This is a genomic window from Flavobacterium sp. GQ95, from assembly GCF_059758655.1.
The window spans coordinates 353,477-374,896 of sequence record NZ_JCAXEB010000005.1; the positions used below are offsets into that span (position 1 = coordinate 353,477).

Genomic DNA, 21,420 nt, shown 5'->3' on the forward strand with positions numbered 1-21,420 from the left:
TATAAATTATAATTTTGAAAGTGTAAAGCTTATATTTGTCTTTCATTAAATTTAAAAAATGGAAGCATATCAAAATAAAGTTGAGCATTATTCTGAACTTTTTAATAAAATCAATAAAAGATATAATAGCATAAGTTTACTACGTTTATTAAGTGCTTTTCTCTGTTTGTTTATGTTGTTTTATTACATCAAAACCAGTGAAACTCTTTATGTAGGACTTGCTTTTCTGTCTTTTGTTGGTTTTATTTTTTTGATGCGGGTGCATTCCAGATTGTCTTTTCAAAAACAATTAACCACAGCACTTTTACAAATCAATAAAAATGAAATTGCTTTTCTAAAAAGAGAAAAACTTCCTTTTGAAAACGGAATTGAATTCAACGATTTTCATCATCCCTATGCATACGATTTAGATATTTTTGGTGAACATTCCCTGTTTCAAAATTTGAATAGAACTGCCACTTATATTGGAAAAAAAACATTGGCAAATCAATTGTTGATGCAACTTCCGAATGATGCAATTTTGGAAAATCAGGAAGCGGTAAATGAGCTTAAAACAAAAATTGACTGGCGACACGATTTTTTAGCGTTGGCTACAATCAGTAATGATTCAAAAGCTTCTTATGATTCTATATTATATTGGAATTCATTTAAAAATAATGTTTTACCTAAAGCTTTAATTGTATTGTCATTGGCACTTCCAATTTTATTTTTTGGAGTTTTAACGGCTTATTTTATTACTTCAAAAACTATTTTATTATCTTATTTAACGTATATTTTTATTGCTAATTTGATGGTTTTAGGAAAGTCATTCAAACGAATTCAATCAGAAATTGCAAAAGCTGATAACGTTGATAAAATCATTAAACAATACAGTTTATTGGTCGGAAAAATTGAAAAGGAAACTTTTCAATCAAAAAAGCTAATCGATTTACAGCAACAGCTAATTTTTAAAAATGCAACTGCCAGTGCGCATTTAAAACAATTGTCAGAGCTGTTTTCTAGAATGGACACCATCAGCAACCTTGTTACAGCAATTGTGTTTAACGGAACCTTTTTATTCAATCTGCATGTTTTAAGAGCACTTTTAAAATGGAAAGAAAACTATTCTGAAGAATTGGAGAAATGGATTACTGTCATTGGTGAATTTGAGACTTTAAACAGCCTGGCAAATTTGGCCTATAATAATCCTGATTTTGTTTTTCCTGAAATTAATTCGGAATATAAAATTGGGTTTTCAGATTTGGGTCATCCTCTTTTAAATCCATTAACCAGAGTAGGGAATGATACGCATTTTTATCCCGAATCATTTGTGATTTTGACTGGCTCTAACATGTCCGGGAAAAGTACTTTTTTAAGAAGTTTGGGTGTGAATATGGTTCTATGCGGAATCGGTTCAGTTGTTTGTGCTTCAAAAGCTAACATTCATCCACTTCCAGTTTTGGTTTCAATGCGATTATCCGATTCTTTGGCAGATAGTGAATCCTATTTTTTTGCTGAAATTAAACGTTTAAAACAAATTATGGATGCTCTAGAAGAGAAACCAGCTTTTGTTTTATTAGATGAAATTTTAAGAGGAACAAACTCTGATGATAAACGAAACGGAACAATAGAAGTAGTAAAAAAGATTATTGCTAAAAATGCCATTGGAGCAATAGCAACTCATGATATTGAAGTTTGCCTGACAACAAATGAATATCCGGATATTCTAACGAATCAATGTTTTGAAGTCGAAATTCAAAACAACGAACTCCATTTTGATTATAAACTCCGCAGTGGGATTTGCAAAAATAAAAGCGCAACTTTTTTGATGCAGAAAATGGGAGTAATATAAAGAATTTTAGATTTTAGAGTTCAGATTTTAGATTTTAGATTATAGGTTTTTCTACGCCTATAGTATGTCATTCCGAGGAACGAGGAATCCCCGCAAGAAGCTCTACAAAGATTGGCGATTCTCTGGACGGAGTTACTTGCGGGGATTCCTCGTTCCTCGGAATGACAAAAAATACGTTTACTTCTGCGCTTCCTTAATCGTATTCACAAAAGCCTCCACCGGCTGTGCCCCGGAAACAGCATATTTTCGATCAAAAACAAAAAAAGGAACTCCTTGCACTCCAATTTCCTGTGCTTCTTTAATATCCGATTTCACGTCGTTTAAATAAAGGTTTTCATTTTCTACGACTTCTTTTACTTCATCATAATCTAAACCAGCCTGAACTCCTAATTTAATTAAGGTTGAGGGATCGTTTAAATCTTTTCCTTCAGTAAAATATGCTTTAAAGAAAATTTCTTCCATTTCATCGCCTAGTTTTTTAGCTTTAGCTAAATGAATAATACGATGAGATGTTAATGAGTTTGAAATAATAGCTTTGTCAAAATGATAATCCAAACCAACGCTTTTTGCGCGTTCTGCGACACCTTTATGCATTTCAATAGATTGTTCAACTGAAATGCCTTTTCGTTCAGCAAGAAACGTATAAACGTCTTTTCCGGATTGTGGGGTAATAGTTGGATCAAGTTGAAAGCTTTTCCACTCGATTTCAAAATCATCATTTGGAAATTCATCTAACGCCGATTCCAATTGTCTTTTTCCGATATAACAAAACGGACACATGATGTCCGACCAAATTTCTATTTTCATAAATGCAAAGTTAAAAAAAATGTTTCAGGTTTTTATTTGTTTGAGGTTTTAGGTTTTAACTTTCAAGTTTCAGGTTTTTAGGCTTTTTTTAGATTTTTGGTTTCGTTTTTGCGCCAGTTTGTCATTTCGACGAAGGAGAAATCCTCGCAAGTAGCTCGACAAGGTATTTCACAAATACAATTGATAAATCATTTAGGAAAATGATTTATTAGGTAAATAAAATAAAGTATTTTAGTACAAAAAATAGAGACGCAATAATGCGCTGATATGTAATAAAATATAAATTCATTTATGAAGAAAACTACTTTTTATTTTCTGGTTATTTTATTTTCAGTTAGTTTGAATGCTCAGGTAAGAGCTTTTGCAGGGGGAACTTATTATCGGCATACTGATTTTCAGGAATCGGGTTATTTAGAAGTAACGTCAGGAGTTGATGTTAAAGTCTATAAGTTTTTTAAACCTGAAGCTTCCCTAAGTTATTATTTTGGAAGATTAGAAGATTATAATAAAGTAGATCAGGCGGGAAATATTATAAGTATATCAAAAGCAAATGCAAGTGCTCTAAATTTTGGTTTTACGCCTAAAATATGTTTTTCGTGGGGTGAATTTAGCGCTGGAGATGCAATTTTGCAAATCTTTCCACGCTATAATATCTCACGAATTGAAGCGCAACAAAATTACACGCTAATCAATCAGAGTAATCCTTCTCAATCTAAAACTCAAAAAGATATTGTAACAGAATGGCAACATTCATTAGGAATAGGACTTGGTCTGGATATTATACTATCTGATAAAAATTATGATTCTTTGGCAATTAACTTATATTATACTGGTGTCGATATGGGTGAAGCTTTGACGGATGTAAAAAAGTCTAATACCAATTATGACAGCACAACACTAGGTCTTGGAGTAAATTACTATTTTGGTTTTAAAAAGAAAAAAGTATAGCTCTTTCTAAAAAAAAAAATAAAAATAAAAAACCGCAAATCTTTTAAAAAGAATTGCGGTTCCTAGGTATAAAAAATGGTTGGTTAATAGCGATATTTTTTTTTACAATGATATGTCTTTAATTCGAAACTAAAAAAAATCCCTGTAACAAAAAGAAGTTTTGATGTTAACTATTTAACATTACAGGCATTACCAACATGGTAACAGTTTCTCCTTCTTCTAAACCATCTACTGGTGTAAGAATCCCTGCTCTGTTAGGCAATGACATCTCTAACATAATCATATCTGATTGTAAATTGGTCAACATTTCAGTTAAAAAACGGGAGTTGAAACCAATTTGAAGATCATCTCCCTGGTAATCACAAGTCAGTCTTTCTTCTGCTTTGTTTGAGTAATCAATATCTTCTGCAGAAACATTTAATTCAGCTCCGGCAATTTTTAAACGAATTTGGTGTGTTGTTTTGTTTGAAAAAATAGCCACACGCTTAACTGAACTTAAAAATAAAGAACGGTCAATCATTAATTTGTTTGGATTCTCTTTTGGAATTACCGCTTCATAATTAGGGTATTTTCCATCAATCAAACGACACATTAAAATGTAATTGTCAAACGAAAAAGTCGCATTTGAATCGTTGTATTCAATTTTTACTTCAGCGTCAGAACTACCTAAAATACTTTTTAAGATATTCAAAGGTTTTTTTGGCATAATAAAATCAGCAACCTGAGATGCTTTTACATCTGTACGGGCATATTTTACTAATTTATGAGCATCAGTAGCAACAAACGTCAATCCTTCTGGTGAAAACTGGAAGAAAACTCCAGACATTACCGGACGTAAATCATCATTTCCGGCAGCGAAAATAGTTTTGCTTACTGCAGTTGCCAAAACATCAGCAGGAACTAAAGTTACAGATGGATCTTCAAGATTTACAGATTTTGGAAATTCTTCTCCGGCTGCATATGCCAATGCATATTTTCCTGAATTAGAACTAATTTCAACTGTATTGTTATCTTCAACAGTAAAAGTTAAAGGTTGTTCCGGAAACGTTTTTAAAATTTCAAGCAAAAGTTTTGCAGGTACAGCTACACTTCCTTTACTCTTAGAATCGATTGATAATGTAGCCGACATTGTAGTTTCAAGATCTGAAGCCGAAACTGTCAACGCATCATTGTCTAGTTCAAATAAAAAGTTGTCTAAAATTGGCAACGTATTGTTACTGTTAATTACACTTCCTAAAACTTGTAATTGTTTTAATAAGTACGAACTCGATACTATAAATTTCATCTGTTTTGTTTTATTTTTTGATGTGTTTTTTAGCAATTAGGGGCTAAATATACGGATTACAAATATATCGTAAACAATCTTACTTTCGCAATTTTTTTATTAACATCTATTTGCTATATTTTCTTTTTCGGATGTAAGTAAATGCAAGTCCAAAAACCAATAAAATTAGAATTGGAAGTCCGATAGTTATGAATTGTGTCATCGTATAGTTTTCATAAACTTTATCCTTATCCAATAATGGCAAATCGACATCTTTGCTTCTAATGTTAATAAGTCCGGTATCGTCTAACAAATAATTGATGCAATTCATCATAAAATCTTTGTTGTCGTATAAATTTCCGGTACGCTGATCATAACCTAATTCAACTGGCATCATATTTTTATCCAATTGATTTCTCGCCAAATCTCCATCAGCAATTACAATCATTTTATTTGGTTTTCCTTTTGTCTGAAATGCATTTTCTTTGAAAGGTAAAACGCGATTTTCAAAAGCCGAATGAAAATCTCCTTCAAATAAAACAGCTAAGGCTGAGTTTCCTTTATTCAAATATTCTTGCGGAGTAGTCTGCTCGGTTACAATATTCAAATTGATTTCGGTTGGAGTTCCAATCTTCTTAGAATATTGAGACGATTGCAATAAAACCGTTTTCTTGATTCCATTTTTCAAAGTGTCAATCGGGCTGGCAAAATCAAATTTAATCTGGCCTAAATTTTTAACGATTGGATGTTTGCCCGAAGGAATTACAATTGGAGCATATTTCCATTTAAATTCCTGATATTGAGTAGCACTTCCTTGCTCTCCGGTAGCCAGTTTGATTGGGCTTCCGTATTCGTCTTTTACTAAATCAGGATTAATTCTGAATCCATATTTGAAGAACATATCATTCAAATTCAAATCTCTTGGATAGGCTAGGGTAGCGCCAGATTGATTATACAAACTATCCATATCAGCAGAAACCTGATCAATCAACCACAACGTTTTTCCGCCGTTCATGATAAACTGATCCAAAACCTGTTTTTCTTCGTCTGAAAAAGTTTGAGTTGGTTTTGAGATAATAGCTAAATCGTATTTGTTAAGCGCTTCTAAAGTTCCCGTTGGATTTTTGGCAACAGAATCTAAAGTGAAGGGTCCAATATAATAGCTTTCTTTAATTTGTCTCAGCATTTTGGCAACATGAACCTCGTTCATTTCGCCATTTCCTTTTATAAAAGCAACTTTCTTTTGCTTGGCTTTGGTAATTTTATTAATAGCATCAGCAATCGAATATTCTAAATGCTGAATTGATCCAATTACTTTCTCTGTAGTCGAAGCACCCATGATATTTTTCAACAATGGAATATTGACTTCTTTATTGTCATAAACCGCAATTGCCCACGGAAAAACCATAGCCTGAGATTGTTTTCCTTTATCGTCAACAGTAATGTTTATTGGTGTTAATCCTTTTTGATAAAGCGATTTTACCATTTCTATGCTTTCGTCCTCGTTTTCCATCGGATTTACAAATTCGAAAACAATATTGCTATTGTAAGCTTGGAATTCTTCTAATAATTGTTTGGTTTCAAGTTGTAAACGTCTGAAATCTGCCGGCAAATCGCCTTGCATATAAATTTTAATCGAAAGTGGATTCTTAACTTGTTTTACAATTTGCAAAGAAGTTTTAGATAAAGTATAGCGTTTGTCTTTGGTTAAATCGAATCGGTGGAAAAACAAAGTTCCCAACACATTTAAAACAATTAAAACAAAAACGGTAATACCTAAAATTTTGATATTTTGTTGAGTAGATGCTTTCATTATGCTTTAAAAGATTTTAATTGATAAACAGTAAAAGACAGAAATAATACTGTGATGCTTAAAAAATAAATTACATCACGCGTATCGATCACGCCCCGACTCATACTTTTAAAGTGATCCTGCATACCCAATGCAGAAACAATATTAGAATCTCCAGGAATTAACGAAGACAGCCCCTGAAAACCAAAATAGAAGAAAAAACAAAGAAAAACAGCAATGATAAAAGCGACGATTTGATTTTCTGAAAGGGTAGAAGTAAAGATCCCAATTGCGGAATACGAAGCGATTAAGAATAATAGTCCGAAGTAAGAACCAATCGTACTTCCCATATCAATATTTCCTTCGGGTAAACCTAAATTCGAAATTACTCTCACATAAATAAAAGTCGGTATAATTGCTAAAACAATCAGGAATAAAGAACCCAAAAATTTACCGTTTACAATTTCCCAAATCGATAATGGTTTAGTCAAAAGCAATTCTAATGTTCCTTGCTTTTTTTCATCTGAGAAACTTCTCATTGTAACCGCCGGAATCAGAAAAATCAGAATCCACGGAGCTAAAGTGAAAAACGGAGTCAAATCGGCATAACCGGTATTTAAGATATTGTAATCTCCTTCAAAAACCCATAAAAAGAGTCCGTTGCTAATTAAGAAAATAGCAATGACCAAATAGCCAATAGGAGATCCAAAAAAGGATTTTATTTCTCGTAAAATGATTGATTTCATTTGTGTTTTTTTGTTTTTATTGTTTGCTTCGCCAATTCGGCTAAAGCCTCGTGTCAAGTTTCAGATTTCAGGTTTCAGGTTGCGAACTTTGCGTAAATCTTTGCGAACCTTGCGGTTAAGTCCGTTTTGAATTTGAAACTAATTTAAACTAACTATTTTATCTACGCTCCAGGCTTCTGGTTTTGCATTGAATAGTTTTTTAGTGAAATCCCAAACAGAATTAAATAGTTCAGACTGTCTGTAATTTTCTAAATCGGCCTCAGTTTCCCAATAGCTATAAGTAAAAAAGATGCATTTGTTATTTTTATCCTGATACAATTCTAAAAAACGATTTCCATCTGCTTTTCGTATTTTATCTTTCACACTTTCAAAATTCTCCAGAAAATCCGAAATTTTTTCTTCGTGAAAACTCATTTTTACTATTCGAACAAACATATTATAATTTTAGATTTTAGATTGTAGATTTTAGAATGAAAATCTGCAATACGCGGGCAAAAGTACCAAAATTGATTGTTCTTTTTATTAAAAAATAAAATATTCTAAAAAGCTTATTTTATAATGCTTTACCCATAATATTGTCATTTCGACGAAGGAGAAATCCTCGCAAGCAGCTCCGTATAGAAAATCGCCAATCTTTGTAGAGTTACTTACGAGGATTTGCTTCGCCAGTTGCTATCGCTCAAGTTTCGTGCCTCGAAATGACAAAAAGACGAATTCAGCATATCAAAGATCTAAAATCTACAGCCTAAAATCTAAAATTATTAAAGGAACTGAATGGTAATCACATCACGATAATTCAATCCCAACAAGCTATTTGCAGAACCTACTTTTGATGGATTACTCCTAAAAATGGCAATTTCAAGAAAACCTGCTTCATTAAAAATGGCTAATTTTTCTCCTTCGTAAGTTTTGATTGGATATTTGTCGGATGTTGCAATCGCGGAATAATTTGGCAGAATGGTTTTGATGCTTTTGGGCTTCATTACAATTTCGTATGGACGACCTTTGGCAACTTCTATAAATTGCTGTTTTGAGATATTGGTCACAATATTTCCAAAATGGTCAATATAAATAACATATCCTTTTAATGAATTTCCGTCATTAGCGACCACCGCTTGTAATTCGGTAATCTGTTTAATTCCTTGAACTTCTTTACCAATAACATTCAATAAACCGCCTTTTGCAATATGGCAGGCTACTTGTATAAAAATATCCAAATCGCTGTATTCAATCGGAAAACGGTCGTGAATATTGATTTCGACAATTTTCTGCGGAACTATTTTCTGTGTAAGCATACTTAAAATTCCGTTATCGGCACAAATAAAGTAATGATCGTTCCATTGCATGGCAATATGCTGATTTTCTTTATTACGTTCAATATCAACACCAATAAGATGTACGGTTCCTTTAGGAAAACTCAAATAAGAGGCGCCAATAACATAACTTGCTTCGGCTGTATTAAACGGATCTATGTCGTGTGAAATATCAATAATTTGAACCTCTGAATATTCAGAAAGAATTTTACCCTTTAGCGAACCAACAAAGTGGTCTTTTAAGCCGTAATCAGTAGTAAGGGTAATTATTGACATAATTTTGTTTATAACTATTGGTAGTATTTAAATCTAATTTTCATTAAATTTGAGAAATGCAAATCTAATAATAGTAATTGCAAATTGAAAGAAAGAAAAGACAAATTATAATATTGCGCTAAGTTTTCAGCCTCAGTCGTAATAACTGAAAACTGAGACTGAGACTGAGACTAAAAAAAAGATACCCGACAACCACCGATTTATAAAACTGATTTATTTTTAATTTAAAACTACTTCATTTGAACGAAAGAATTATCGAGCTAATAGACATCGCTCCAAAAGACTTTTGGGGCGCTCAAGACTCTCATCTTGAAATAATTAAAAAGTATTACCCAAAGCTTAAAATAGTAGCGAGAGGGACAACTTTAAAAGCATTTGGCGAAAAAGAAGTTTTAGATGAATTCGAAAAAAGATTTCAAAGGTTAATGCTCCATTTTACCCGATACAACAACATTGATGACAATGTAATTGAACGCGTAATTATGAGTGATGGTCAGGATGAAAAAAAATCATACGATCATGACAAAATATTAGTTCATGGTGTTGGAGGTAAAATAATTAAGGCCATGACGCCTAACCAGCAACTACTGGTAGATACCATCAAAAAAAATGATATGGTATTTGCTGTTGGTCCTGCAGGAACCGGTAAAACTTATACCGGTGTAGCAATGGCAGTAAAAGCGCTTAAGGACAAAGAAGTAAAAAGGATCATCTTAACCAGACCAGCGGTAGAAGCAGGAGAAAATCTTGGTTTTTTACCCGGCGATATGAAAGAAAAACTAGATCCGTACATGCAACCTCTTTATGATGCTTTGCGCGACATGCTCCCGAACGAAAAACTCGAAGATTACATTTTAAAAGGAATTATTCAGATTGCGCCACTGGCATTTATGCGTGGGCGCACACTAGATAACGCCTTTGTAATTCTCGATGAAGCTCAGAATACAACGCACTCACAAATGAAAATGTTTTTGACCCGTATGGGAAAAAACGCTAAATTTATGATTACGGGAGATCCTGGACAGGTCGATTTACCACGCCGAACTATTTCGGGTCTTAAAGAAGCCATTTTGGTTCTGAAAGATGTTGACGGAATAGGAATTATTTATCTGGATGATAAAGATATCGTACGTCACAGATTAGTGAAAAAGGTAATTGATGCCTATAAACAAATAGAAAATCACGATTAATTTTATAAAATGTCAAATGTAAATCGTGAAATGTGTTTTGACATTTACTAATATTCGTTTTCTACATCATCTTTAATTAGGAATGTGGAAAACGAATATTTTTTTAAATTAATAAAAATATATATTATGGGAGAAATTAAAATAGTTGAAAAATTGCTAAATAACATTCCTTTGAATGAATTTTATAAAGATTTGTTTGGACCAGGAATGAAAAAAGCAGGTGAAGCTCTTTCAACAGTTATTGATGATGCGAATTTAATTTTACTTCCTTTAAAACTCGTAAATTCAAAGTCTAGAATTTACTTTGATAATAATTTAAAAAAATATTCAGACAAAATTAATTCAAATTCTGATCATACTTTATCTCAAGTTCCGCCATATGTCGGATTGCCAATTTTAGATAAATTAATTTATTTAGATGAAAATGAACTTTCAGAAACATTCATTAATTTATTGACAAAGGCTTCATTTGAAGAAACATTAAAATTTGTTCATCCAGCTTATTTGTCAATTTTAGAAAGACTTTCTGTTGACGAAGCAAAGATTTTATTTCATTATAAAAATCAATCTTATATTCCGTTTATCGATATATATGTGCATAAATATATTGAGAAAATAAAAAAAACTGATTATTTTGATAGTCAAGAACCTAAAACAGCGGAACAGTTAAAAAATATAATTGCGTATTCAACCCAAGATAGGAATAGTATTTATATAAAGTTATATGAAAACCTTTCTGGAATTGAAAATGAAGTTAAATTATTATTTCCTGAAAATATTCAATTATATATCGAAAATTTAGCATTAAATGGTTTAATTAAGTTTGAACGTATACTTCATAGCAAAGATTATTTAATTAGATATGAAGAGTTTATTAAAAAAGATTATAAAAGTAAATACGAAGAATGTGAGAATAATATAAAAAAAATCAGCAAAGAGAAAGGTGATGAAATGGAATTGGAATTAGATATTAGGAAAGGCTATATAGAATTTACAGATTTAGGAAAAGGATTTTTGGATGCTTGTGTAAAAGAAATTGAAAACTAAACGATATTTTGTCTTTTTATATTTTAAAAATTAATGAAACAACTAGATGATTTCTATTTAAAACAAGAAGAACCTATAAAAGGCGTGTTTCTTGCATTAAAAGAGATTATCCTAAAACAAGATCCAGAAATTACACACGTCCTAAAATACGGAATGCCCTTTTTCTGTTACAAAGGAAAAATGTTCTGCTATTTATGGATTCATAAAAAATACAAACAGCCTTACATCGGAATCGTAGAAGGAAAACATTTTGAGGAACCGTTTTTATTTCAGCAAGCACGTTCCAGAATGAAAATAATGTTGTTTAATGCTGATGAAGATTTGCCATTGGAACAAATTGAAACCATTATCCAGAAAGCACTAAATCTATACAAATCCGGAATTATAAAAGTTTAAATTGTTTATACTTCAATATTTAATGAAATAGTTAAATAAATAATAAACTTATCTTATTTCGGGCTTTTACGGCTTGTAATCTTTGCTCTTCTGAGCGTAAAGCCGTAAATTTGCACTTCATAAATATTTAATCTTTAATATGACTAAGCTTAAAAATATAAAAGTTGTAGTAAGTGACCTTGACGGAACTTTACTCAACCCTCAACACAAAATTTCAGATTATACCAAATCCATTTTTCAGGAACTTCACAATCAAAATTATCTTATTGTTGTTGCTACAGGCCGTCATCATCTTGATGCTATGGCTATTATTGAAACACTTGAAGTTCCGGTTTATCTGGTGAGTTCAAATGGAGCTAGAATTCATTCACCAAATAAAGAAGAACTTTTTTCATTCAATTTAGATAGTGAAGTTGTAAAAAATGCTTTAAACGTTGATATTGACCCTGAAATAACAGTGGTTTTATTTAAAGAAAATGTTTGGCAAACGAATAGAATAAATGAAAAATTAAATGCTTTTCAATCAGAATTAAAATATAAACCAGAATTGGTTGATTATAAAACTTTGGAAGATTTTGGCGCTATCAAGATTTTCTTTTCGTGTGATGATCATGAAAAATTAGTAAAGTTAAAAGATGCGATTTTAGCCAATTCTTCAGAACATTTACACCATGCTTTCAGTTTGCCAACTTGTTTAGAATTTATGGATAAAGCTATAGATAAAGCAGTTGCAATCGAAAGAGTTTTAGAAAAAGAAGGATTTACTTTAGAAGAAGCAGTTTCTTTTGGAGATGGCTTCAACGATGTGCAAATGTTATCAGCTTCGGGAAAAGGTTTAATTATGGGTAATGCACCAGCTTTATTAAAAGAAACATTGCCAGATCTAGAAGTAATTAAAACCAATGCTGAAGACGGAGTTGCCAAATACATTTCTTCTAAAATTTTGAATAAGGAATATGCAACAAATTAATTAGCAACTCTAATTTTTTAGGTTTTCAATAAAAATATAATCCTTGAAGGTAATTCTTCAAGGATTTTTCATTTTAAATACACGATTCATAAAGGATTTCGCAGGCAATTGACAAAAACATTTTTTTAATAATTTTCAAAGTGTATTTTTGTTTTCTCAAAAACTAATACCATGACAAAAAACATTTTTCTCCTTGCCTTTTTATTTCTTTCGATTACTGGCAAAAGCCAGAATTTGAAATTAGAAGAAATAATGAAAGGCGAATCTTTTATTGGAAATCAACCCACAAACGGACGCTGGTCTTTAGACGGAAAGAAAGTTTATTTTGAATGGAATCCGAAAGATGAATTAGGAACAAGTACTTATTTCTGGCAAAAAGGAATGACAAAACCAGAAGTTGTCTTGCCAAAAGAAGCTGTTTTTTCTCAAATGGATTTTAAAAGTAAACCCGGATCTGATGTTGTTTATTATTTGGATAAAGGAAGTTTGTATTCCTATTCAATTCAATCTAAAACTTCAAAAAAATTAATTCAGCAATCTACAGCAATTTCTAATTTACAAATAGGATCTCAAGCCGGAATACTTTTTTTTGCACAAAACGATAACATCTTTAAATACAATACTAAAGAAGGAACGATTTTGCAAATCACCAATTTTAGCAAAGGAGTTAAAAAAGAAACAAAACCTGAGAAAGAAACTTTTTTAAATACCCAACAAAAAGAATTATTTCAATTCATAAAAGATAAAGATGCCAGAAAAAAATGGAACCTTGCCAAAAGCAAAGAAGTAAAATCTGATTTTGCTAAAGAATATTTTTATGGAAAAGATAATTTCAATAACCTAAAAGTAAATCCAAACGGAAATTTTGCCACTTTTAGACTGATAGAAGATACGGAAACAAAAAAAGAGAAAATGGAAGTTTTTATAACTGCTGATGGTTATAACCAAACTCCGGATACAAAGGAAAAAGTTTCAGTAAACAATTTCGTGAAAGCAAAATTCGGAATCTATTCTGTTGCAAAAGATTCTGTTTATTATGTGAATTTTTCGACTTTAAGTCATATTCAGGATACGCCGAAGTATTTCGAGCAATACGATAATTTAAAAAGTAGGCCTAAAGAAGACAAATTGATTGTTCCTCAGGCGCCAGTTTATAATGAAGACGGTTCATTAGCAATTGTTGAAATCAGAAGTCAGGATAATAAAGACAGATGGTTGGTGAGTCTAAATTTGGATAAAGGAACTTTTGAAGAAATAGAACACCAACACGACGAAGCCTGGATTGGCGGACCTGGAATTCCGGGTTATTCATTTTCTTCTGGAATTCTGGATTTCCTTGCTGATAATGAAACCATTTATTTTCAATCTGAAGAGACAGGATATTCTCATTTGTATACTTATAATGTAAAGACAAAGAAGAAAACACAATTAACACAAGGTAATTGGGAAGTTCGTGATGTTACTTTATCGAAAGATAAAAAAGTGTTTTACTTAAGTACAAACACAACGCATCCGGGAAATAGAAATTTCTACAAATTAGCTCTTGCTGATGGTGTTTTACAACCCATTTTAACGAAAGACGGAGCGCATGAAGTGGTGCTTTCGCCAGACGAAAAATCATTATTAGTTCGTTATTCGTATAAAAACATTCCTTGGGATTTTTATGTAGCTGACAATAAAAAGAATACAACTTTACAACAAATTTCATCTTCAACGACAGAAGCTTTCAAACAATATCAATGGAGAACTCCTGAAGTAATTACATTCAAAGCGCAAGATGGAACACCTGTAAATGCTAGAATTTATACGCCAAAAGCAGAAATTGCCAATAAAGCTGCTGTAATTTTTGTACACGGAGCAGGATATCTTCAAAATGCTCATAATTTTTGGAGCAATTATTACAGAGAATACATGTTTCATAATTTATTGACTGATTTAGGTTATACTGTTTTGGATATTGATTATAGAGGAAGTGACGGTTACGGAAGAGATTTTAGGACCGGAATTTATCGTTTTATGGGAGGAAAAGATTTATCTGATCATATTGATGGTAAAAAAGTACTAGTTGAAAAATATGGTATAGATGCTAATAGAGTAGGTATTTATGGAGGTTCATACGGTGGTTTTATTACTTTAATGGGAATGTTGACAACTCCGGGAGAATTTGCTTCAGGAGCGGGATTACGTTCAGTAACAGATTGGGCACATTACAACCAAGGATACACAGGAAACATTTTGAATTTCCCGGAAACAGATCCGGACGCCTACAAAAAAAGTTCTCCAATTTATTTTGCAGATAATTTAAAAGGAAACTTAGTGATGCTTCATGGAATGGTTGATGATAATGTAGAGTATAAGGATATTGTACGTTTGTCTCAACGTTTTATTGAATTGGAGAAGAAGAACTGGAGTTTGGCTTCTTTCCCTGTAGAATCGCACGGATTTAAAGAAACTTATTCATGGATTGACGAATACAGCAGAATTTTAAACTTATTTAATTCTACGCTTCTGAAAAAATAGTTTACAGTCACAGTTTTCAGTCACAGTATCAAAACTGAAAACTGCGACTGAAAACTGAATACTTTCTTGTTTGCTCTTTTAATTAGTTTTAAATTTGCAATCGTAAAAACAACAACACAACTTAGGATAATGAGCAATACAATTACAACAACAAATTTTAATTTTCCGAATCAGAAATCAGTTTACCGTGGAAAAGTTAGAGAAGTTTATAATATCAATGACGAACTTTTGGTAATGGTGGCAACCGATAGACTTTCTGCTTTTGATGTGGTTTTACCAAAAGGGATTCCGTATAAAGGACAAATTCTGAATCAGATTGCAACGAGATTTATGGAATTAACAGAAGATATTGTTCCAAATTGGTTGATTGCTACGCCAGATCCAAATGTTGCTGTTGGGCATTTATGTGATCCATTTAAAGTAGAAATGGTAATTCGTGGTTATGTTTCAGGACATGCTGCTCGTGAATATGCTGCAGGAAAAAGGCAAATTTGTGGTGTTACAATGGCTGAAGGGTTAAAGGAAAATGATAAATTTCCCGAGCCAATCATTACGCCAACTACAAAAGCAGATAATGGTTCTCATGATGAAGATATTTCTCGTGAGGATATATTGGCAAAAGGAATTGTTACTGAAGAAGATTATATTGTTTTAGAAAAATATACTCGCGATTTATTTCAAAGAGGAACTGAAATCGCTGCAAGTCGTGGTTTGATTCTAGTAGATACTAAATACGAATTCGGAAAAACAAAAGAGGGTGTTATTGTTTTGATTGATGAAATTCATACACCAGATTCTTCACGTTATTTTTATTCTGATGGATATCAGGAAAGACAGGAAAAAGGCGAGGAGCAAAAACAATTGTCAAAAGAGTTTGTACGTCGTTGGTTGATTGAAAATGGATTTCAGGGTCAGGAAGGACAACAAATTCCGGATATGTCAGATGAATATATAGAATCTGTTTCTGAAAGATATATTGAATTATATGAGAATATTTTAGGAGAAAAATTCGTTAAGGCCGATATTGCTAATATTGATCAGCGCATTAATAATAATGTAGTAGAATATCTTTCTAATAAAGCATAATTTTATATTTACATTTATTATAGTAGCCACAGATTATAAAGGAATTTAATCTGTGGCTATTTTTTTATTGCTCCATTTTGGCCTTTAAATTTTCAAGTCCTTTTTGTAAATCTTTTCCAAGCATTGCATCCATTTTCATCATGGGCATCATGATATTCATCGGATAAGGAAAAACACCGTTGATTCCCCATTTTACTTTTGTTTGATTTCCTGCAACAGCTTCTGTAGACATAAAACCAACAGCGGTGTCATTCATTGGCTCTTTAAAACGTAGTGCAAAATCAATACGTTTTCTTTCCGTTATTTTGGTAATTTCCTGTTCTCCAACGCCAACATCTTTTACATCACTTTCCCAGGCCGCAATGGCACCAACAGTTCCGTCAGTTCCTTTATAAGTTGATTTCATTTTAGGATCGATATTAGCCCAAACGCTAAAATCATTTTGATTTTTTAAATGTCTCACATAATTAAAAACACTATCAACAGGTTTATTGATGGTAATTTCTCTTTGTACTGCATAATCTTTAGGCATAAAATAAGCAGCAATTAATACAACTGATACAATTAATATCAGGATTAGTAAAATTCTTTTAAGGATAAGCATAAGCTGTGATTTTAAGGTTAGTACTGGTTTATTTTGCTAATAATCAATAGGTAAATTTAAAAAAGTTAAAGATTGATTTTACAGTATTTAAAAATTTTCATAAGATTTTTTATATTTTTTTAATTTAAACTGTAACATATTGAATAAACGAGCGTCTATATATGAAACGGTAATTTAACATTCAAAAGAATTTATTAGGTTTTTATTAAATGAATGTTAAGAATTAGTTAAAACAAGGTACTTGGTAATACATAATACAAAAAATAGAATTACATTTACATAGAATTTAAAAATCATCAATAATCAATCAATTTAACAATCAATCAACATGAAAAATTCAGTAATTATTTTAGGAGTAGCTTTAGTAGCTTTTGCCAATGTTTCAATGGCAGCGAATCACACATCATCAGTAGTGAATCCAAAAATTGAAGTTTCGCACAATTTCTCAGCTCCGTTACACGTAGCAGTGAGTAAAGGAGATGTAGAAGTAGTTAAAAAATTTATCGCTTACGGTGCTGATGTAAATGAGAAATCAGAAGACATGACACCATTAATGATCGCAGCGCGTTATAACAAAGTTGAAATAATTAAAGTTTTGTTAGAAAATGGAGCTCGTCCTGGAGATAAAAATGAACAAGGTTTCACTGCATTGAAATATGCACAATTGTCTAATGCAACTGATGCTATAGCACTATTGAAAGATTTAAAATAACAGTTTAAATCGAGTTTGAGTTAGTATACAAAACGACCTTCATTGAGCAGAAGGTCGTTTTTTATTTATATGCTACAGGTTAATTAAAAATCTATTTTGTGTATTTGCTTGTCCTGAATTTTCGAAAACAAAATCAAAGCAGTAATTGCACCAATCGTTGCATATAACATATCAGATTGGGTGTCCCAAATATAACCCTGCGTTCCTAAAAAAGAATCTCCGCCTTCGCCCGTTGCAATCGAAACAAACCATTCGATAAATTCATAGGCGGCACTAATCGCCAAACAAATGCTGACAATAATAAAGTTGAAAAAGCTTTTATTATTGATTACTTCTTTTCGGATAAACAATTCCCTGATAATCATTGCAGGAACAAATCCCTGGGCAAAATGTCCCACCTTATCATAATTATTTCTGCTTTGATGGAATACTTCTTTGATATAATCAAAAAACGGAACTTCGGCATAGGTATAATGACCGCCAATAAATAAAATGATACAATGTATCAATATCAAAGTATAAGTGAAATTGGTAAAACGAAATTTTTTGAAAGTGAAAGTTAAAATCAAAAAACCAATAATAGCCGGAATGACTTCAAGAAAACAAGTAAAACCTTCTTTCGGATTTATAACTGAGGCTAATAATGAAATTGAAAACAGCGTAATTAAAAAGTAGATATATTTCATAAATAGTTTAATTGATGAGATGCAAGATATTAAACTAAAATGTAACGGAAACAAAAAAGCACCATTAAAAAATAATGATGCTTTTCTCTAACAAAGCCAAATCAATTTAACCAATTAATTTATTTTTAAACTCTTACTCAATAGGAGCATGTTTTTTGCGATTGAAAATCCAAAAGATTATCGGGAAAACCAATAGCGTTAAAATAGTTGCTGTTATTAAACCCCCAATAATTACAATAGCCAATGGTTTTTGTGATTCAGAACCAATTCCTGTTGAAATTGCAGCAGGCATTAAACCTATCGATGCCATTAACGCTGTCATAACTACAGCTCTTGTTCTGGCTTTTACTCCCATAAAAATGGATTCTTCCAGTGTGAATTTGGCTTTCAGATTATGATGAAATTCGGATATCAAAATAACACCATTTTGAATACAAATTCCAAGTAAGGCAATAAAACCTACACCTGCCGAGATTCCAAAATTCATTCCTGTAATGTGTAAAGCCATAATTCCACCTATAATTGCAAACGGAACATTCGCCAAAACAAGTAATGAGTCTTTAATATTGCCGAATAAAATAAATAACAATACAAATATTCCAATTAAACTGATTGGTACAACCTGAGCTAAACGCGCACTGGCACGAACCTGATTTTCAAATTCCCCTGTCCAGCCTGTTGTGTAACCATTTGGCATTTTTAATTCAGCTACTTTTTTCTGTGCTTCCGCAATAGTGCTTCCTAAATCACGATCACGAACAGAGAATTTTACACCAATAAAACGGTTTGTATTATCTCTGTAGATGAAAGCCGGGCCCGTTACAGTTTTGATATCGCAGATCTCTTTCAACGGAATTTTAACACCGCTAATGGTTGGAACTTTAAGCTCGGCCAAATCTTCTTCATCTTTACGGTATTCTTTAGAAAAACGAACTCTGACATCAAATTTTTTCTCATCTTCATATTTTTGAGTAGCCGTTTTTCCACCAAAAGCTAATTCTAAAACGGCTTGAGCATCACTTAATGTAACGCCGTAAGCAGCCATTTTTTCTCTGTCCAGAATCACACTGATTTCTGGTTGACCAACATTTCTCAGAATCCCTGCATCTTTTATACCAGGAATATCTTTAATTTTTGCCAGAACTTCGTTTGATAATTCATCTAGTTTATCCAAATCATCACCATAAATTTTCACAGCATTTGATGCTTTAAAACCAGCTACAGATTCGGCTACATTATCAATAACGGGTTGAGAATAATTATAGGTAATTCCCTGATGAACTTTCAGTTTATTATCCATTTCATTAATCAATTCATCCATATTAATATTTCGTTTCCATTCTGATTTTGGTTTCAAGTCAACCTGAAGCTGAATAAATCCAAATCCGTTTGGATCTGTTCCGTCGTTGCTTCGGCCCGTTTGCGACAATACATTTTTGACTTCCGGAAAACTTTCGAGATCTTTTCGAATCATTGAAGCCGTTTGTACGCTTTCAGGAAGTGATGTACTCATGGGCAATTCTGCCGTTACCCATAATGCGCCTTCATTTAATTGTGGCAGGAATTCAGTTCCTAAAAAAGTAGCAGAGAAAAAAACTGCAACCAAAATAGTTATTGAAGCGATCAGCGTTTTTACTTTATGTTTAAAAGTCCATGCAAATCCTTTGCTTACAATTCTATCCCAGAAATTCACGAACGGATTATTTTTCTCTTTTACATTTTTATTTAATAGAATATGTGATAAAACCGGAACTAATGTCAAAGTAAAAAGTAAAGCTCCCATTAACGCAAAACCTAAAGTATAGGCAAGGGGCGAGAACATTTTTCCTTCTACTTTCTGGAATGAGAAAATTGGCAATAAAGCAGTAATGATGATTAATTTAGAAAAGAAAATAGCTTTACCCATTTCAGTTCCTGTTTTTTTAATCAAACTTCCTTTGGCAATTTTATTGTAAGCCGTCATTCCCAATTGATGCGCTCGGTGGTCTAACACCACAAACAATCCCTCGACCATAACCACCGCGCCATCAATAATAATTCCGAAATCGACTGCACCCAAACTCAGTAAGTTAGCGCTCATCCCCATCATTTTTAGACATAAAAAGGCAAATAATAAGGACAGCGGAATAACAATCGAAACTGTGAAAGTAGTTCGCCAATCGGCCATAAAAAGAAATACGACACAAGTAACCAGAATGATTCCTTCAAATAAATTGTGCATTACGGTTTCGGTCGTGAAATTCATCAAATTATCGCGATCGTAAAACGTTTCTATTTTAATGTCTTTCGGAAGAACATTATCATTTAAATATTTGATTTTATCTTTGATCAGAGCTAACGTTTCCTGAGCGTTTTCACCTTTTCGCATCACAACAATTCCTTCAACAGCGTCATCGTTTTTTCCAATTCCGGTTTGGCCCACTCTCGGCATTGAACTTTCATAAACTGAAGCAACATTTTTTACCAGAATTGGATTTCCTCCGGCATCATCAACAATTATATTTTCAATATCCGGAATAGATTTTAAAAGTCCAACACCACGAACTACAAAAGCTTGTCCATTTTTCTCAATAATATCTCCACCAACATTTAAGTTTCCTGCGTTTACAGCATTATAAACTTGTAATGGCGTAATGTTGTATTTTGCTAATTTGATAGGATCAACACCAACTTCATAAGTTTTGGTTTGACCTCCAAAAACATTTAAATCGGCAACACCAGGAACAGAACGAAGTTGTTTGTCGATAACCCAGTTTTGATAAGTCAATAATTCTCTACTGTCTCTGCTGTTACTTTTTACTATGTATCTGAATATTTCTCCGGTTGGCCCGTACGGAGGTTGAACATCTGGCTCAACATCTTCTGGAAGCGAAACATTTTTCAATAAATTATTAACCTGCTGACGTGCAAAAGTATCATCGACTCCATCATCAAAAATAATTTTGATTACAGATAATCCAAACATGGTAATACTACGAACACTGGTCTTTTTCTGTACCGAGTTCATGGAGATTTCAATTGGAGAAGTCACAAAACGTTCCACTTCTTCAGCACTTTTTCCATTCCATTGTGTAATGATAATAATCTGAGTATTCGTTACATCCGGAAAGGCGTCAATTGGCATATTTTTAAAGGAAATAAATCCGGCAACCGCCAATAATCCCACCCAAAAAAAAGTGAATGCTTTATTCTTAAGTGAAAAAGCAATAATATTTCTAATGAATTTGTTCAT

The 21,420-nt window shown here is 32.3% G+C and carries 18 protein-coding genes; 9 read left to right on the forward strand and 9 right to left on the reverse strand.

Translation table 11 applies throughout. The features are described 5' to 3' along the window. The first annotated feature begins 58 nt into the window (after nt 1-58). Nucleotides 59-1,831, forward strand: coding sequence for a MutS-related protein (locus tag AC6CH4_RS12360; RefSeq protein ID WP_498103380.1), 1,773 nt, complete (start codon nt 59-61; stop codon nt 1,829-1,831). Nucleotides 1,832-2,008: 177 nt separating this feature from the next. Here the strand turns inward: AC6CH4_RS12360 and AC6CH4_RS12365 are convergent, their stop codons facing one another. Beyond that, entirely contained in the window at nt 2,009-2,638 is a 630-nt protein-coding gene (locus AC6CH4_RS12365; protein WP_498103381.1) for a DsbA family oxidoreductase, read from the reverse strand. Nucleotides 2,639-2,929: 291 nt separating this feature from the next. On the opposite strand from AC6CH4_RS12365, the gene AC6CH4_RS12370 reads away from it, so the two are divergent. Further along, nucleotides 2,930-3,586, forward strand: coding sequence for a hypothetical protein (locus tag AC6CH4_RS12370; protein WP_498103382.1), 657 nt, complete (start codon nt 2,930-2,932; stop codon nt 3,584-3,586). Between the two features lie 166 nt (nt 3,587-3,752). Here AC6CH4_RS12370 and dnaN read toward each other — a convergent pair whose 3' ends face one another. The 5 genes from dnaN to AC6CH4_RS12395 form a co-directional block, all read right to left on the reverse strand. Then, nucleotides 3,753-4,871, reverse strand: a complete 1,119-nt coding sequence (gene dnaN / locus AC6CH4_RS12375) for a DNA polymerase III subunit beta (RefSeq protein WP_026984000.1) — start codon at nt 4,869-4,871, stop codon at nt 3,753-3,755. A gap of 106 nt (nt 4,872-4,977) precedes the next feature. Beyond that, nucleotides 4,978-6,663 carry a gliding motility-associated ABC transporter substrate-binding protein GldG gene (gene gldG / locus AC6CH4_RS12380; RefSeq protein WP_498103383.1) on the reverse strand — a complete coding sequence of 562 codons (1,686 nt, stop codon included), beginning with the start codon at nt 6,661-6,663 and terminating at the stop codon, nt 4,978-4,980. After that, nucleotides 6,663-7,388 carry a gliding motility-associated ABC transporter permease subunit GldF gene (gldF, locus tag AC6CH4_RS12385; protein ID WP_498103384.1) on the reverse strand — a complete coding sequence of 242 codons (726 nt, stop codon included), beginning with the start codon at nt 7,386-7,388 and terminating at the stop codon, nt 6,663-6,665. The genes gldG and gldF overlap by 1 nt, the downstream gene beginning before the upstream one ends. 138 nt (nt 7,389-7,526) lie before the next feature. Beyond that, entirely contained in the window at nt 7,527-7,823 is a 297-nt protein-coding gene (locus tag AC6CH4_RS12390) for a putative quinol monooxygenase (RefSeq protein ID WP_498103385.1), read from the reverse strand. 326 nt (nt 7,824-8,149) lie between these two features. Next, nucleotides 8,150-8,977, reverse strand: coding sequence for an SAM hydrolase/SAM-dependent halogenase family protein (locus AC6CH4_RS12395; RefSeq protein WP_498103386.1), 828 nt, complete (start codon nt 8,975-8,977; stop codon nt 8,150-8,152). Nucleotides 8,978-9,216: 239 nt separating this feature from the next. Here AC6CH4_RS12395 and AC6CH4_RS12400 point away from each other — a divergent pair, with 239 nt between their 5' ends. From AC6CH4_RS12400 to AC6CH4_RS12425, 6 genes are all read left to right on the forward strand, one after another. Then, on the forward strand, nt 9,217-10,167 hold the full coding sequence (locus AC6CH4_RS12400) for a PhoH family protein (protein ID WP_026984005.1): 951 nt from the start codon (nt 9,217-9,219) through the stop codon (nt 10,165-10,167). 126 nt (nt 10,168-10,293) lie between these two features. Next, entirely contained in the window at nt 10,294-11,214 is a 921-nt protein-coding gene (locus AC6CH4_RS12405; protein ID WP_498103387.1) for a DUF4393 domain-containing protein, read from the forward strand. Between the two features lie 33 nt (nt 11,215-11,247). Then, nucleotides 11,248-11,610 carry a DUF1801 domain-containing protein gene (locus AC6CH4_RS12410; protein ID WP_498103388.1) on the forward strand — a complete coding sequence of 121 codons (363 nt, stop codon included), beginning with the start codon at nt 11,248-11,250 and terminating at the stop codon, nt 11,608-11,610. A gap of 139 nt (nt 11,611-11,749) precedes the next feature. After that, nucleotides 11,750-12,580, forward strand: coding sequence for a Cof-type HAD-IIB family hydrolase (locus tag AC6CH4_RS12415; RefSeq protein WP_498103389.1), 831 nt, complete (start codon nt 11,750-11,752; stop codon nt 12,578-12,580). Nucleotides 12,581-12,751: 171 nt separating this feature from the next. Continuing rightward, nucleotides 12,752-15,100 carry a S9 family peptidase gene (locus AC6CH4_RS12420; RefSeq protein WP_498103390.1) on the forward strand — a complete coding sequence of 783 codons (2,349 nt, stop codon included), beginning with the start codon at nt 12,752-12,754 and terminating at the stop codon, nt 15,098-15,100. A gap of 129 nt (nt 15,101-15,229) precedes the next feature. Further along, nucleotides 15,230-16,186 (forward strand): phosphoribosylaminoimidazolesuccinocarboxamide synthase, encoded by a 957-nt coding sequence (locus tag AC6CH4_RS12425; protein WP_498103391.1) that lies wholly within the window; start codon nt 15,230-15,232, stop codon nt 16,184-16,186. Between the two features lie 64 nt (nt 16,187-16,250). Here AC6CH4_RS12425 and AC6CH4_RS12430 read toward each other — a convergent pair whose 3' ends face one another. After that, a complete protein-coding gene (locus AC6CH4_RS12430; protein ID WP_498103392.1) occupies nt 16,251-16,790 on the reverse strand; it encodes an SRPBCC family protein in 540 nt (179 codons plus the stop codon). Between the two features lie 328 nt (nt 16,791-17,118). Here AC6CH4_RS12430 and AC6CH4_RS12435 point away from each other — a divergent pair, with 328 nt between their 5' ends. Next, nucleotides 17,119-17,502 (forward strand): ankyrin repeat domain-containing protein, encoded by a 384-nt coding sequence (locus AC6CH4_RS12435; protein WP_498103393.1) that lies wholly within the window; start codon nt 17,119-17,121, stop codon nt 17,500-17,502. 83 nt (nt 17,503-17,585) lie between these two features. Here the strand turns inward: AC6CH4_RS12435 and AC6CH4_RS12440 are convergent, their stop codons facing one another. After that, on the reverse strand, nt 17,586-18,188 hold the full coding sequence (locus AC6CH4_RS12440) for a DUF2238 domain-containing protein (protein ID WP_498103394.1): 603 nt from the start codon (nt 18,186-18,188) through the stop codon (nt 17,586-17,588). A gap of 133 nt (nt 18,189-18,321) precedes the next feature. After that, on the reverse strand, nt 18,322-21,420 hold the full coding sequence (locus AC6CH4_RS12445) for an efflux RND transporter permease subunit (protein WP_498103395.1): 3,099 nt from the start codon (nt 21,418-21,420) through the stop codon (nt 18,322-18,324).

Coding starts and splice junctions, on each gene's coding strand:
- AC6CH4_RS12360 (WP_498103380.1), top strand. CDS start 59: ATGGAAGCATATCAAAATAAAGTTGAGCATTATTCTGAACTTTTTAAT.
- AC6CH4_RS12365 (WP_498103381.1), bottom strand. CDS start 2,638: ATGAAAATAGAAATTTGGTCGGACATCATGTGTCCGTTTTGTTATATC.
- AC6CH4_RS12370 (WP_498103382.1), top strand. CDS start 2,930: ATGAAGAAAACTACTTTTTATTTTCTGGTTATTTTATTTTCAGTTAGT.
- dnaN (WP_026984000.1), bottom strand. CDS start 4,871: ATGAAATTTATAGTATCGAGTTCGTACTTATTAAAACAATTACAAGTT.
- gldG (WP_498103383.1), bottom strand. CDS start 6,663: ATGAAAGCATCTACTCAACAAAATATCAAAATTTTAGGTATTACCGTT.
- gldF (WP_498103384.1), bottom strand. CDS start 7,388: ATGAAATCAATCATTTTACGAGAAATAAAATCCTTTTTTGGATCTCCT.
- AC6CH4_RS12390 (WP_498103385.1), bottom strand. CDS start 7,823: ATGTTTGTTCGAATAGTAAAAATGAGTTTTCACGAAGAAAAAATTTCG.
- AC6CH4_RS12395 (WP_498103386.1), bottom strand. CDS start 8,977: ATGTCAATAATTACCCTTACTACTGATTACGGCTTAAAAGACCACTTT.
- AC6CH4_RS12405 (WP_498103387.1), top strand. CDS start 10,294: ATGGGAGAAATTAAAATAGTTGAAAAATTGCTAAATAACATTCCTTTG.
- AC6CH4_RS12410 (WP_498103388.1), top strand. CDS start 11,248: ATGAAACAACTAGATGATTTCTATTTAAAACAAGAAGAACCTATAAAA.
- AC6CH4_RS12415 (WP_498103389.1), top strand. CDS start 11,750: ATGACTAAGCTTAAAAATATAAAAGTTGTAGTAAGTGACCTTGACGGA.
- AC6CH4_RS12420 (WP_498103390.1), top strand. CDS start 12,752: ATGACAAAAAACATTTTTCTCCTTGCCTTTTTATTTCTTTCGATTACT.
- AC6CH4_RS12425 (WP_498103391.1), top strand. CDS start 15,230: ATGAGCAATACAATTACAACAACAAATTTTAATTTTCCGAATCAGAAA.
- AC6CH4_RS12430 (WP_498103392.1), bottom strand. CDS start 16,790: ATGCTTATCCTTAAAAGAATTTTACTAATCCTGATATTAATTGTATCA.
- AC6CH4_RS12435 (WP_498103393.1), top strand. CDS start 17,119: ATGAAAAATTCAGTAATTATTTTAGGAGTAGCTTTAGTAGCTTTTGCC.
- AC6CH4_RS12440 (WP_498103394.1), bottom strand. CDS start 18,188: ATGAAATATATCTACTTTTTAATTACGCTGTTTTCAATTTCATTATTA.
- AC6CH4_RS12445 (WP_498103395.1), bottom strand. CDS start 21,420: ATGAACAAATTCATTAGAAATATTATTGCTTTTTCACTTAAGAATAAA.